13 protein-coding genes are annotated in these 12539 nt (G+C 70.5%); 4 read left to right on the top strand and 9 right to left on the bottom strand.

Going from position 1 to position 12539, the window contains the following annotated elements; all coding sequences use genetic code 11:
* Nucleotides 1-38 precede the first annotated feature (38 nt).
* Nucleotides 39-365, top strand: coding sequence for a thioredoxin (gene trxA / locus AB0K51_RS17645; protein WP_363455747.1), 327 nt, complete (start codon nt 39-41; stop codon nt 363-365).
* Between the two features lie 175 nt (nt 366-540).
* On the opposite strand, the gene AB0K51_RS17650 is transcribed toward trxA, so the two are convergent.
* From AB0K51_RS17650 to rpmH, 9 genes are all read right to left on the bottom strand, one after another.
* Nucleotides 541-1158, bottom strand: a complete 618-nt coding sequence (locus AB0K51_RS17650; protein WP_363455749.1) for a GNAT family N-acetyltransferase — start codon at nt 1156-1158, stop codon at nt 541-543.
* 116 nt (nt 1159-1274) lie between these two features.
* Nucleotides 1275-2348, bottom strand: coding sequence for a ParB/RepB/Spo0J family partition protein (locus tag AB0K51_RS17655; RefSeq protein WP_363455752.1), 1074 nt, complete (start codon nt 2346-2348; stop codon nt 1275-1277).
* On the bottom strand, nt 2345-3313 hold the full coding sequence (locus tag AB0K51_RS17660) for a ParA family protein (RefSeq protein WP_363455871.1): 969 nt from the start codon (nt 3311-3313) through the stop codon (nt 2345-2347). Before AB0K51_RS17660 ends, AB0K51_RS17655 begins: the two co-directional genes overlap by 4 nt.
* Before the next feature lie 260 nt (nt 3314-3573).
* The gene (gene rsmG, locus AB0K51_RS17665; protein WP_363455755.1) at nt 3574-4368 is read right to left on the bottom strand and encodes a 16S rRNA (guanine(527)-N(7))-methyltransferase RsmG; all 795 of its coding nucleotides are present in this window, start codon (nt 4366-4368) and stop codon (nt 3574-3576) included.
* A 151-nt stretch (nt 4369-4519) separates the two neighbouring features.
* A complete protein-coding gene (locus AB0K51_RS17670) occupies nt 4520-5041 on the bottom strand; it encodes a R3H domain-containing nucleic acid-binding protein (RefSeq protein ID WP_363455757.1) in 522 nt (173 codons plus the stop codon).
* 61 nt (nt 5042-5102) lie between these two features.
* On the bottom strand, nt 5103-6263 hold the full coding sequence (gene yidC / locus AB0K51_RS17675; protein ID WP_363455760.1) for a membrane protein insertase YidC: 1161 nt from the start codon (nt 6261-6263) through the stop codon (nt 5103-5105).
* A gap of 3 nt (nt 6264-6266) precedes the next feature.
* Complete coding sequence (gene yidD, locus AB0K51_RS17680; protein ID WP_363455762.1) at nt 6267-6581, bottom strand: membrane protein insertion efficiency factor YidD; 315 nt, start codon at nt 6579-6581, stop codon at nt 6267-6269.
* On the bottom strand, nt 6578-7006 hold the full coding sequence (rnpA, locus tag AB0K51_RS17685) for a ribonuclease P protein component (RefSeq protein WP_363455765.1): 429 nt from the start codon (nt 7004-7006) through the stop codon (nt 6578-6580). The genes yidD and rnpA overlap by 4 nt, the downstream gene beginning before the upstream one ends.
* Before the next feature lie 19 nt (nt 7007-7025).
* Nucleotides 7026-7163: a 50S ribosomal protein L34 gene (gene rpmH / locus AB0K51_RS17690; RefSeq protein ID WP_033214180.1), complete on the bottom strand. Its 138-nt coding sequence runs from the start codon at nt 7161-7163 to the stop codon at nt 7026-7028.
* 411 nt (nt 7164-7574) lie between these two features.
* Here rpmH and dnaA point away from each other — a divergent pair, with 411 nt between their 5' ends.
* The 3 genes from dnaA (at nt 7575) to gnd (ending at nt 12508) form a co-directional block, all read left to right on the top strand.
* Entirely contained in the window at nt 7575-9404 is a 1830-nt protein-coding gene (gene dnaA, locus AB0K51_RS17695) for a chromosomal replication initiator protein DnaA (RefSeq protein WP_363455768.1), read from the top strand.
* A gap of 940 nt (nt 9405-10344) precedes the next feature.
* Nucleotides 10345-11475, top strand: a complete 1131-nt coding sequence (dnaN, locus tag AB0K51_RS17700; protein WP_363455770.1) for a DNA polymerase III subunit beta — start codon at nt 10345-10347, stop codon at nt 11473-11475.
* A gap of 157 nt (nt 11476-11632) precedes the next feature.
* The gene (gene gnd / locus AB0K51_RS17705; protein ID WP_363455773.1) at nt 11633-12508 is read left to right on the top strand and encodes a phosphogluconate dehydrogenase (NAD(+)-dependent, decarboxylating); all 876 of its coding nucleotides are present in this window, start codon (nt 11633-11635) and stop codon (nt 12506-12508) included.
* The last annotated feature ends 31 nt before the right edge of the window (nt 12509-12539 follow it).

The following is a 12539-nucleotide window of genomic DNA, read 5'->3' on the forward strand; positions in this document are numbered from 1 at the left end:
TCCCTCCCGTACCGCTCCTCCGATCCCAAGGAGTCCCCGTGGCCGGCGCCACCAAGGAAGTAACCGACGCGACCTTCGCCACCGAGGTCCTGAAGAGTGACAAGCCCGTCCTGGTCGACTTCTGGGCCACCTGGTGCGGCCCGTGCCGCCAGGTCGCCCCGATCCTCGAGGAGATCGCGTCCGAGCACGGCGACAAGCTGACCGTCGCCAAGCTCGACGTGGACGCCAACCAGGAGACGGCCGCCACGTACAACGTGATCTCCATCCCGACCCTGAACGTCTACAAGGGCGGCGAGCTGGTGAAGACCATCACCGGCGCCCGTCCGAAGGCCGCGCTGCTGCGCGAGCTGGCCGAGTTCATCTGAGTCGGCCACGGCCCACCGTCGCCGAGGCGGCCCGAGCGGATCACCCGCCCGGGCCGCCTCGGCGTTTCGCACCCCTTCCGGGCCGCGCCGAGGCTTCGTCAGGAAGCCCTGAGAGCTGACGGCCCGCCCGCCGGCCGGCCCGTTCCGCCCACAGAATCACGCTCTCGGAACGCCCTCAGAAGGGTCGTAGCGCCGGTTCCTTGCGCCGACCCCCGAGCAGTCGCTCCAGCGCACCCTCCACGTCGCCCTTCCAGGAGAGCGTGGTGCGCGCCTCCAACCGCAGCCGCGGGTACCGGTGGTGCGGCCGCACCGTCTTGAAGCCGACCGCCAACAGGTGCTCGGCCGGCAGCACACAGCTCGGGATCTCCCGCCCCAGCGCACCGAACGCCTCGATCGCACGGAAGTTGCGCCGGATCAGGTCCTTGGCCACCGACTGCACCAACACCCGCCCCAGCCCCTGCCCCTGGAACTCCGGCAGCACCCGGGAGACCATCAGCTGCACCGCGTCCGGCGCGATCGGACTGGTCGGGAAGGACTGCCCGCGCGGCACGTACGCGGGCGGGGCGTACAGCACGAAGCCGGCCGGCCGGTCGTCCACGTAGGCCACCCGCCCGCAGGACCCCCACTCCAGCAGCACCGCGGAGATCCACCCCTCCTTCTCCAGCTCCCCCTTGCCCGCGTCCTGCGCCGCCCGGCCGCTGACCGGGTCCAGCTCCCAGAAGACGCAGGAGCGGCAGGTACTCGGCAGATCAGAGAGGTTGTCCAGCGTCAGCGGAACGACCCTCCGTCCCACGCCCCACACCTCCTCCTCCACACGGGAATCGGCCTCGGAGTCCAGTCTGCTCCGCCCAACGAAACGGGTGCACGTTTCACGTGAAACATGCACCCGTTGTTCGCCCTGCGGCGGGCTCAGCCCTGCGAGAGGTTCAGCCCCTGCTCGCCCGGAGCGAGGCTGTCCAGGATCCGGTTCAGGTCCTCCACCGAGGCGAACTCCAGCACCACCTTGCCCTTGCCGAGCTTCCCGCCGCGCTGTGAGACCTCCACCTTCACCCGGGTGTCGAAGCGGTCGGAGAGCCGCCCCGCCAACTCGTTGAAGGCCGGGGACATCAGCCGACCCGCCTTCGGCGAGGCCGGCTTGCGGGTGGACGGCTCCTCACTGGCCATCAGCTTGGCGAGCTCCTCGGTGCTGCGCACCGAGATGCCCTCCGCCACGATCCGCTCGGCCAGCTTCTCCTGGCGCGCGGTGTCCGGGATGGTGAGCAGCGCCCGGCCGTGCCCGGCGGACAGTACCCCGGCGGCCAGCCGGCGCTGCACCGCGGCGGGCAGCTTCATCAGCCGCAGGGTGTTGGAGACGTGCGCCCGGGAGCGGCCGATCCGGTCCGCCAGCTCGTCGTGGGTGCAGGAGAAGTCGCGCAGCAGCTGGTCGTAGGCGGCGGCCTCCTCCAGCGGGTTCAGCTCGGCTCGGTGCAGGTTCTCCAGCAGCGCGTCCAGCAGCAGCTTGTCGTCCTCGGTGGCCCGGACGATCGCCGGGATCAGCTCCAGCCCGGCCTCCTGGGAGGCCCGCCAGCGGCGCTCGCCCATGATCAGCTCGTAGCGCTCCGGCCCGGTCTGACGCACCACCACGGGCTGCAGCAGACCGACCTCCTTGATCGAGGCGACCAGCTCGGCCAGCTTCTCCTCGTCGAAGACCTCGCGCGGCTGACGCGGGTTGGGGCTGATCGCGTCCAGCGGCAGCTCGGCGAAACGGGCGCCGTTCACCGGCGCCAGCGCCGACTCCAGCACGCTGCGGGCCTGCTCGCCGGCCAGCTCGCGCAGGCTCTCGGCGGCGGCCTTGGCGGCCACCGTGCCGCGGTCGGTGGGCACCACCACGGCGGCGGCCGCCGGCGCGGCGGCCGGTGCGGGAGCAGCTCCCCCGCCGGCCGGCGTGGTCGCCGGGATCAGCGCCCCAAGACCCCTGCCCAGACCCCTGCGTGCGCCACTCACCGGTTGCCCTCCATCGAACTGTGCTGTGCCATCGACGCGGGCAGCTCGCCGGCGCCGTTCCGCTGCGCACCGACCGCCACGACGCCCGCCCGAACCTCGTCGGCGGCCGCCGCGGGGACCGCCCGCAGCGCCAGCTCGCGCGCCGCCTCCAGGTAGGAGAGCGCACCGCTGGAACCGGGATCATAGGTCAGCACGGTCTGCCCGTAGCTCGGGGCCTCGGAGATGCGCACCGAACGCGGGATCGCGGTGGCCAGCACCTCGTTCTCGAAGTGCGTCCGCACCTCCTCGGCGACCTGGGAGGCCAGCCGGGTCCGGGCGTCGTACATGGTGAGCAGGATGGTCGACACGTGCAGCGCCGGGTTGAGGTGCGCCCGCACCAGCTCCACGTTGCGCAGCAGCTGGCCGAGGCCCTCCAGCGCGTAGTACTCGCACTGGATCGGGATCAGCACCTCCTGGCCGGCCACCAGGGCGTTGACGGTCAGCAGCCCGAGCGAGGGCGGACAGTCGATCAGGATGTAGTCCAGCGGCTGCTCGTAGCCCGCGATGGCGCGCTGCAGCCGGCTCTCCCGGGCCACCAGCGAGACCAGCTCGATCTCGGCGCCGGCCAGGTCGATGGTGGCCGGGCAGCAGAACAGCCCCTCCACGTCCACCACCGGCTGGACCACCTCGGCCAGCGGCCGGCCCTCGACCAGCACGTCGTAGATCGACGGCACCTCGGCGTGGTGGTCGATGCCGAGCGCGGTCGACGCGTTGCCCTGCGGGTCGAGGTCGATGACCAGCACCCGCAGGCCGTGCATGGCGAGCGAGGCGGCCATGTTGACGGTGGTGGTGGTCTTGCCCACCCCGCCCTTCTGGTTGGCGACCACCATCACCCGGGTCGCGGCGGGTCGGGGAAGCCCCTCCCCGGGGCGCACGGCGCCCTGGACGGCGGCCTGCGCGGCACATGTGACAGGGGTGTCATCCACCTGGTCGACGATCTCCGAGTCCTGCATGGGGGTCAGTGTTTCACGTGAAACCGGAGCGGCGACAGTCGCCGCCTGGAGGCGGCCGAGCAAGCGCGACAGCCCCTGGTCAAATACGCCGGAGAGCAGGAAGCGATGTTTCACGTGAAACACGATGCCCGGAATGTCGGAATCTGACGGTCCGACACTCCGAGTCATCCGGGCGCAACGCAGCGGGGCGGACGGCCGCCCCGGCCGTCCGCCCCGCTCCCACCTGGTCCGACTCAGCGCCGCCGACGACCGCCGCCGCGGGCCGATCCCTCGACGCCCTTGCCGCCACGCCCGGCCGCGCGGGCCGCCTTGGCCCGCCGGGTGGCCGCCTTGACCCCGCCGGGGCTCTCCCCCGCCTCCACCCGCACCACCCGGGTCGAGGTCTCCAGCACCCCCTCGCCGACCCCGATCACCGAGAACCCCACCGCACCGAGCCGGGTCAGCGCCGCCCGGGACTCCGCCAGCTCCTGCTCCGCGGTGTCGCCCTTCAGCGCCAGCATCTGCCCGTACGGCCGCAGCAGCGGCATCCCCCAGCCGGCCAGCCGGTCCAGCGGCGCCACCGCGCGGGCGGTCACCACGTCCACCGCCAGCTTGCCCACCGTCTCCTCGGCCCGGCCGCGGAGCACCGTGACGTTCTCCAGCCCGAGCTCGCGCACCACCTCCTCCAGGAAGGTGGTGCGCCGCAGCAGCGGCTCCAGCAGGGTCACCGAGACGTCCGGACGGGCCAGTGCCACCGGGATGCCGGGCAGACCGGCGCCCGAGCCGACGTCGCAGAGCGAGACGCCCTGGGGCAGCAGCTCGGCCAGCACGGCGCAGTTCAGCACGTGCCGGTCCCACAGCCGCGGCACCTCGCGCGGACCGATCAGGCCCCGCTGCACCCCGGCGGTGGCCAGCAGCTCGGTGTAGCGCACGGCCATCGGCAGCCGGTCGCCGAAGACCCGCCCGGCCGCCTCCGGGGGCGCTGCCGGGCCCTCCACCGGTGCCACGGACTCCTGCCCCGCCTCGGACGCCACGCCGTCCCTGTCCATCTCTGCCTCTCCGCCCACAGTCGAAGTCACCGTCGTATCCACCCGCCGTACAAGCACTGTTTCACGTGAAACATCCCTCCGCCGAAAAGGCGACGACCCCGCCCGCGCGAGGCGGGCGGGGTCGGACGCCGTACCGACGGCACCACCGGCGTCAGGCCGGCAGCACGACCACGCAGCGCTGGGGCTCCTCGCCCTCCGACTCGCTGCGCAGGCCCGCGGCGGCCACCGCGTCGTGCACCACCTTGCGCTCGAACGGGGTCATCGGCCGCAGCTTCACCTGCTCGCCGGTGCTCTTGACCCGCTCGGCCGCCTCGGCGCCCAGCTCCGCCAGCTCGGCCCGCTTGCGCGCGCGGAAGCCGGCCACGTCCAGCATCAACCGGCTGCGCTCACCGGTCTCCCGGTGCACGGCCAGCCGGGTCAGCTCCTGGAGCGCCTCCAGCACCTCGCCGTCCTGCCCGACCAGCCGCTGCAGCGTCCGGTCGTCGCCCTCGCTGACGATGGAGACCAGCGCCCGGTCCCCCTCGACGTCCATGTCGATGTCGCCGTCCAGGTCCGCGATGTCCAGCAGACCCTCCAGGTAGTCGGCGGCGATGTCACCCTCACGCTCCAGACGCGCGAGAGCGCCCTCACCGGCCGGGGCGGTGTCGACCGCGGAGGTGGTGCCATCCGTCACAGGTGGACTCCTTCAGGAATGGGCCCTCGGGTGGGGCCGAGAACGAGGGTTGTCGCGGAGACTACTTCTTCTTCGGCCGCTGCTGGCCGCCGCGTCGCGGCTGCTGGCGCTGACCGCCCTGCCGCGCCGCCGGCTTGGCTCCGCCCGACTTGGCACCGGACTGCCCGGCCCCGGCCGTCTCGGCCTCCGCCTCGTCGGGTGCGGTGTCCTGCGGCTCCACGGGCTTCTCCAGATCGACCGCGTGCTGCTGGTGGGCGGCGGTCGCCTGGCGCTGCGCCTTGCTCTGCTTGCGCGGCTGCTGCCGGCGCACCTGGACGCTCTCCTCGACCGCCGCCGCGGCCTGGGCCTGCGCACCGCCGTCCTTCTTCCCGGAGAGCATGGCCATCAGGCCGACCTTCTTGATCGAACCGTCCGGGTTGATCCGGCCCTGCTTCTTCAGCCGGGCCTGGCGCTCGTTCCACGCCTGGCTGCCCGGCGTCGGGTTGTTGCGGATGACGATCAGCTGCTGGCCCATCGACCAGACGTTGGTGGTGAGCCAGTAGACCAGCACACCGACCGGGAAGTTGATGCCCATCACGGCGAACATGACCGGGAAGACGTACATCAGCATCTTCTGCTGCTGCATGAACGGCGTCTTGACCGTGAGGTCCATGTTCTTGGTCATCAGCTGGCGCTGCGTGACGAACTGCGACAGCGACATCAGCACGATCATGACCGCGCAGACGATCTGGATGTGGATGCTGTCCGCACCGACGAACTTCGCCGACAGCGGCGCACCGAAGATGTGCGCCTTCTGCGCGCTCACCAGCAGGTCACTGTTGATGACGCCGATCGGCTTGTTGTTGGCGACCGAGGCCAGCACGCCGTAGAGGGCGGTGAAGAACGGCGCCTGCACGAGGATCGGAAGGCACGAGGAGAACGGGTTGGTGCCCGCCTCCTTGTACAGCTTCATCATCTCTTCGGACTGGCGCTGCTTGTCGTTCTTGTAGCGCTCCTGGATGGCCTTCATCTTCGGCTGGATCGCCTGCATGGCCCGGGTTGCCTTGATCTGCTTCACGAACAGCGGGATCAGGCAGATCCGGATGACGACCACCATCATCACGATGGACAGGCCCCACGCCAGGCCGCCGTCCGGATCGAAGACGTGGCTGAACAGCGAGTGGAACTGGACGATGATCCAGGACACCGCTGTGTAGAGGGGACTCAGAAAACCGAAGGTCACCGGTCAGACTCCTTGGACATCGGGCTTCGCCACCGGCTCCGGCTCGGCGGTCCCGCTCGTGGGGCTCAGCAGATTGCGCAGCCGGCGGTGCCACACCGGGTGCTTTCGCGGCGGAACGTGGTCGACCCCACCGGGAGACCACGGATTGCAGCGAAGGATGCGCCAGGCGGTCAGGCCACTGCCCTTGATCGCGCCATGGACGTGCACCGCCTCGTACCCGTAGCGGGAGCACGAGGGGTAGTAACGGCACACCGGACCGAGCAGCGGACTGATCGTCCACTGGTAGAGCCTGATCAGGCCCATCAGCAGGTACTTCATCGCCCTTGTCCCGTCGGGGCACTGCCGGTCGGCTCCGACCTGAGCAGGCGGCGCAGGGCCGCGTCCAGGTCGTGCGCGAGGTCGGGGTACGAAGCAGTCGCTGCCGGCGGCAGCGCGCGTACCACTATCAGGCTACCTGCGGGCAACCGGGACAGACGTTCGCGGACCAGGTGACGTAGCCGACGCTTCACCAGGTTGCGGACGACCGCCGGACCCACTGCCTTGCTCACGACGAAACCCGCACGCGCCGAAGGAAGCCCCTCGGCGACGTGCGGGCGGGAGTCGCTGTTCCGGTCGGCGGCACCCACGGGGTCCGCCTCTCTGTGGAGGTGGACCACCAGCAGGGGCCGTCCGGCCCGGCGACCGCGTTTCACCGCGGTCGCGAAGTCCTGGCGCCGCCGCAGCCGATTCTCGGTGGGCAGCACTGCAGACCCTTGGCGCGGATCAGGCGGACAGGGCGGTGCGGCCCTTGGCACGGCGGTTCGCCAGGATGGCGCGGCCGGCGCGGGTACGCATCCGCAGCCGGAAGCCGTGGGTCTTGGCGCGACGACGGTTGTTCGGCTGGAAGGTGCGCTTGCTCACTCGGGGGCTCCTGGGGTGAATCGTAGGATGACGGGGAATCGCTTGGCCGTCACCGTGCGTCCGCGCGATCTCCCCTGCTTGGGAAATCCGGTCCCGGGCCCCAGATCTGCTGGGAGGGACCACCACGGCGCCCGTGCTGCGCGCGTCATGGAAGCGGGCGGACCCGCGGACATGCGGCAGCGGCCATCGACAACTCGACCTGGTTACGGTACGCGGGAGCGGGTCGGGGGGTCAAACCAGGTGGCCGTCGCGCCGTTGCCCACAGCCTGTGGACAACAACTTGAATCAGATCTGCCCGCTGACTACCGTTGCAGGACTTGTCTCTTTTGTTCTGGGCTCTCGGTCAGCCCGTGATCCGCCCCTTGACCTCCCCTGACTCCCCCCGCCCGGGGAACGAGAAAGCGTGTACCAGTGGCTGATGTCAACAGCGATCTCGTCTTGGTCTGGGCGAGGATCGTCGAGCGACTGGTCAACGACAGCGATGTCGGGGACAAGGACAAGACCTGGGTCCGACGGACCCAGCCGATGTGGATGATGCACGACACCGCCCTGCTCGCGGCGCCGAACGAGTTCGCCAAGCAGGTGCTGGAGGGCCGGCTGCTGCCGCAGCTGACCGACGCGATCTCCCGGGAGTTCGGCCGCCAGGTGCGGATCGCCGTGATGGTGGACGCCAACGCCGTCCCCCCGGCGCCGCCGGTGCCGCTCGTCGAACCCGAACCCGAGCCGGAGCCCGCCGCCGAGTGGCCGCACCCGCGCCAGGACCAGCCCTACGGCGGCTCCGAGGGCTATCCCGGGCAGCAGCCGGGGAGCTGGCCCGGGCAGCCCGGCGGCGACTACCAGCGGCCCCCGTACGGCTCGGGCTACCCGGCCGCGGACCCCTACGGCTCGGACGACTACCGGGCCCAGGACGACGAGTACCCGGCCGGCCCGGGCAGCAGCTGGGAGCCCCCGGTGATGCCGGACCGGCGGCCGGACCCCGCGCCGCGGCGCTCCAGCCGGGCCGCGGCGGACTCCGCGCAGGGCGACCTGTTCGGCGGGGCGCTGGGCTCCCCGGACGAGGACCGGCCGCGGCAGGGTGCCTCCCGCCGCGCCGCGGCGGCCCGTCCGCCGGCCGAGCGTCCGCCGGCCCCGGTGGAGCGCACCCCGGCTCCCGGCGTCCCGGCCCCGCCCGGCGCGCCACCCGCACCGGGGGCGCGCAAGGACGAGCCGAACGCCCGGCTGAACCCCAAGTACCTCTTCGACACCTTCGTGATCGGCGCCTCCAACCGCTTCGCGCACGCCGCGGCGGTGGCGGTCGCCGAGGCGCCGGCCAAGGCCTACAACCCGCTGTTCATCTACGGCGAGTCCGGCCTCGGCAAGACCCACCTGCTGCACGCCATCGGGCACTACTCGCGCAGCCTGTTCCCGGGCACCCGGGTGCGGTACGTGAGCTCGGAGGAGTTCACCAACGAGTTCATCAACTCGATCCGGGACGGCAAGGCGGACGCGTTCCGCAAGCGCTACCGGGACATCGACATCCTGCTGGTCGACGACGTCCAGTTCCTGGCCAGCAAGGAGTCGACGCAGGAGGAGTTCTTCCACACCTTCAACACCCTGCACAACGCGAACAAGCAGATCGTGCTCTCCTCGGACCGGCCGCCCAAGCAGCTGATCACGCTGGAGGACCGGCTGCGCAACCGCTTCGAGTGGGGCCTGATCACCGACGTCACCCCGCCGGAGCTGGAGACCCGGATCGCGATCCTTCGCAAGAAGGCGATCCAGGAGCAACTCAACGCCCCCGCCGACGTGTTGGAGTTCATCGCGTCCCGGATCACCCGGAACATCCGGGAGCTGGAGGGCGCGCTGATCCGGGTCACCGCGTTCGCCAACCTGAATCGGGCGCCGGTCGACCTGGAGCTGGCCGGGATCGTCCTCAAGGACCTGATCCCGGGCGGGGACGAGGACGCCGGGCCGGAGATCACCGCGCAGGTGATCATGCAGCAGACCGCCGCCTACTTCGGGCTGGGCGTGGAGGACCTGTGCGGGTCCTCGCGCAGCCGGGTGCTGGTGACGGCCCGGCAGATCGCCATGTACCTGTGCCGGGAGCTCACCGACCTCTCGCTGCCGAAGATCGGCGCGCAGTTCGGCGGCCGGGACCACACCACGGTGATGCACGCGGACCGCAAGATCCGCTCGCTGATGGCCGAGCGCCGGTCCATCTACAACCAGGTCACCGAGCTCACGAACCGCATCAAGAGCTAGCCGGGGACGCGTGCACAGGGGAGTCGGGCCGAGCGGCCCGGCTCCCCTTTCGGCGTTTCCGGGAGGTGTGGAAGGGCTACCGGCGGGGCAGGAACCGTTCGAGTCGCGTGTCGATCGGCGAGCCGCCGCACCGAACGTTTGAGCAGCAATTCGAACGGTTCGAGTGCGTAGCGAAGTTGTCCACAGGATCGGGTGGTTTTCCCCGTCCACATAGTCCACCGGCCTGAGTTATCCCGAGGTTTCTCCACAGCCGGATGGCCGCTACGCTCTTCCGCGCAGGTCAACCCCCTGGGGACTTGTGCACAACGGTTATCCACAGCCTGTGGAGAACTGAGGGCTCGTCAGCCGGTCCACAGAGTTATCCACCGGCTGTCCACAGGAAAAGGGGAGTTATCCCCAGGTTGTCCACAGCTGCATCCACAGTTCGACAACATCAACTCCCTTGTCACGCCTGGGTGTGAAAGGCGTCACGTGATGTTGATCGGCGCCCGTGGATAACTCACCCGGAATCTGTGGATGAAGCTGGGGATAACCTGTGGATACTCAGCGTGCCCTGTGGATTACGCTCCGTTGTCCACAGGAGCGCCTGGTTGTCCACAGCCGTCATCCACAGGACCTGTGGAAAAAATTGGGGCCCTGACCTGCGAAAACAACGTTATCCACGGTATCCACAGGCCCTACTACTACTACTACACATAGAGAGCCCTGGACTTGATCAACAGTGGGGCTGGGCGAAATCTGTGGACAACCGGGCCCCGACATCTGTTCGGCTTGCTTCCGCCCATCTGCCCCGGCTGTCGGCCGAGTACGTCAGACTGTCCTTCGGCACCTGGAAGCCGGACCGAGTGAGTCCGGTCCGCCGGGAGCCGGAACACGATCAACAGCGCAGGGTCGGCGGTACGGGCCGACCGCGCGACATGCAGCCAGGAGGCGGTTACCGGTGAAGTTCCGGGTGGAGCGTGATGTCCTCGCGGAGGCGGTGGCCTGGGCCGCCCGCAGCCTCCCCGCCCGGCCGCCGGTGCCGGTGCTGGCCGGCCTGCTGCTGACCGCGCAGGAGGGCACCCTGGCGCTGTCCGGCTTCGACTACGAGGTCTCGGCCCGGGTCGAGCTCGAGGCGGACGTCGAGGAGGCGGGCACCGTGCTGGTCTCCGGCCGCCTGCTCAACGACATCTCCCGCAACCTGCCGAACCGTCCGGTGGAGATCTCCACCGACGGCATGCGGGTCAGCGTGGTCTGCGGCAGCTCGCGGTTCACCCTGCCGACCCTGCCGGTGGACGAGTACCCGGCGCTGCCGCAGATGCCCACCGCGACCGGCACCGTCTCCGGCGACGTGTTCGCCGCCGCGGTCAGCCAGGCCGCGGTCGCCGCCGGGCGGGACGACACCCTGCCGGTGCTCACCGGCGTCCGGGTCGAGATCGACGGCGACCGGATCACCCTGGCCGCCACCGACCGGTACCGCTTCGCCGTCCGCGACCTGCTGTGGAAGCCCGAGCAGGCGGACATCAACGCGGTGGCGCTGGTCCCGGCCAAGACCCTGCAGGACATCGCCAAGTCGCTGGGCAGCGGCGACACGGTCTCCATCGCGCTGTCGTCCGGTGGGGCCGGCGAGGGCCTGATCGGCTTCGAGGGCGCCGGGCGGCGGACCACCACCCGCCTGCTGGAGGGCGAGTTCCCGAAGTTCCGGTCGATCTTCCCGACCGAGTTCTCCGCGGTCGCCGCGGTGCAGACCCAGCCCTTCCTGGAGGCGCTCAAGCGCGTCTCGCTGGTGGCCGAGCGGAACACCCCGGTGCGCCTCAACTTCGAGCAGGGCGTGCTCACCCTGGAGGCCGGCTCCGGCGACGACGCCCAGGCCTCCGAGCGGGTCGAGGCGGACCTGGAGGGCGACGACATCTCGATCGCCTTCAACCCCGGCTACCTGGAGGAGGGGCTCAAGGCGATCGACGCCGCGTACGCGCAGCTGAGCTTCACCACCCCGACCAAGCCGGCCCTGCTCACCGGCAAGCCCGCGGTGGACGCGGAGCCGGACGACGCCTACCAGTACCTGATCATGCCGGTGCGTCTCTCCGGCTGACCGGGTCCGACTGACGCGACGTCAATCACCAGGGGCGCGAGGGCCAGGGGCCTCCGCGCCCCTGTGGCTGCCCGGCGAGCCCTCGTCGTCGGCGTAGGCTCAACACGAGCGGCAACGGCGCCGTCACCAGGTACGACACCACAGTGAAGGACTTGTCATGGAGCTCGGCCTCATCGGTCTCGGCAAGATGGGCGGCAACATGCGCGAGCGCATCCGCCGCGCCGGCCACACCGTCATCGGCTACGACCGCAACCCGGACCTTGCCGACGTCGACAGCGTCGAGCAGCTGGTCGCCAAGCTGGAGGCCCCCCGCGTGGTGTGGGTGATGGTCCCGGCCGGCGGTCCCACCCAGGAGACCGTCGAGCACCTGGCCGAGCTGCTCGCCCCCGGCGACGTGGTGGTCGACGGCGGCAACTCCCGCTGGACCGACGACATCAAGCACGCCGAGCTGCTGGCCGCCAAGGGCATCGGCTTCGTCGACTGCGGTGTCTCCGGCGGCGTCTGGGGCCTGGAGAACGGCTACGCGCTGATGTACGGCGGCGAGGCCGCCCACGTGGCGAAGGTCCAGCCGATCTTCGACGCGCTCAAGCCGGAGGGCGACTTCGGCTCCGTGCACGCCGGCAAGGTCGGCGCCGGGCACTTCGCCAAGATGGTCCACAACGGCATCGAGTACGCGATGATGCAGGCCTTCGCCGAGGGCTGGGAGCTGCTGGAGGCCGCCCCCGAGGTGACCGACGTGCGCGAGGTGTTCCGCAGCTGGCAGGAGGGCACCGTGATCCGCTCCTGGCTGCTCGACCTGGCCGTCCGGGCGCTGGACGACGACGAGCACCTGGCCAAGCTCAAGGGCTGGGCCGCCGACTCGGGCGAGGGCCGCTGGACGGTCGAGGCCGCGATCGACCACGCGGTGCCGCTCCCGGCCATCACGGCCTCGCTGTTCGCCCGCTTCGCCTCGCGCCAGGACGACTCGCCCCAGATGAAGATGATCGCCGCGCTGCGCAACCAGTTCGGCGGCCACGCGGTCGAGTCCAAGTAACGGATATCCACAAGAAGGCGAGCGCAGTCCA

Source organism: Kitasatospora sp. NPDC049285 (assembly GCF_040678815.1).
Classification (GTDB): domain Bacteria; phylum Actinomycetota; class Actinomycetes; order Streptomycetales; family Streptomycetaceae; genus Kitasatospora.

Coding starts and splice junctions, on each gene's coding strand:
- rsmG (WP_363455755.1), bottom strand. CDS start 4,368: ATGGACAGGGACGGCGTGGCGTCCGAGGCGGGGCAGGAGTCCGTGGCA.
- yidD (WP_363455762.1), bottom strand. CDS start 6,581: ATGAAGTACCTGCTGATGGGCCTGATCAGGCTCTACCAGTGGACGATC.
- gnd (WP_363455773.1), top strand. CDS start 11,633: ATGGAGCTCGGCCTCATCGGTCTCGGCAAGATGGGCGGCAACATGCGC.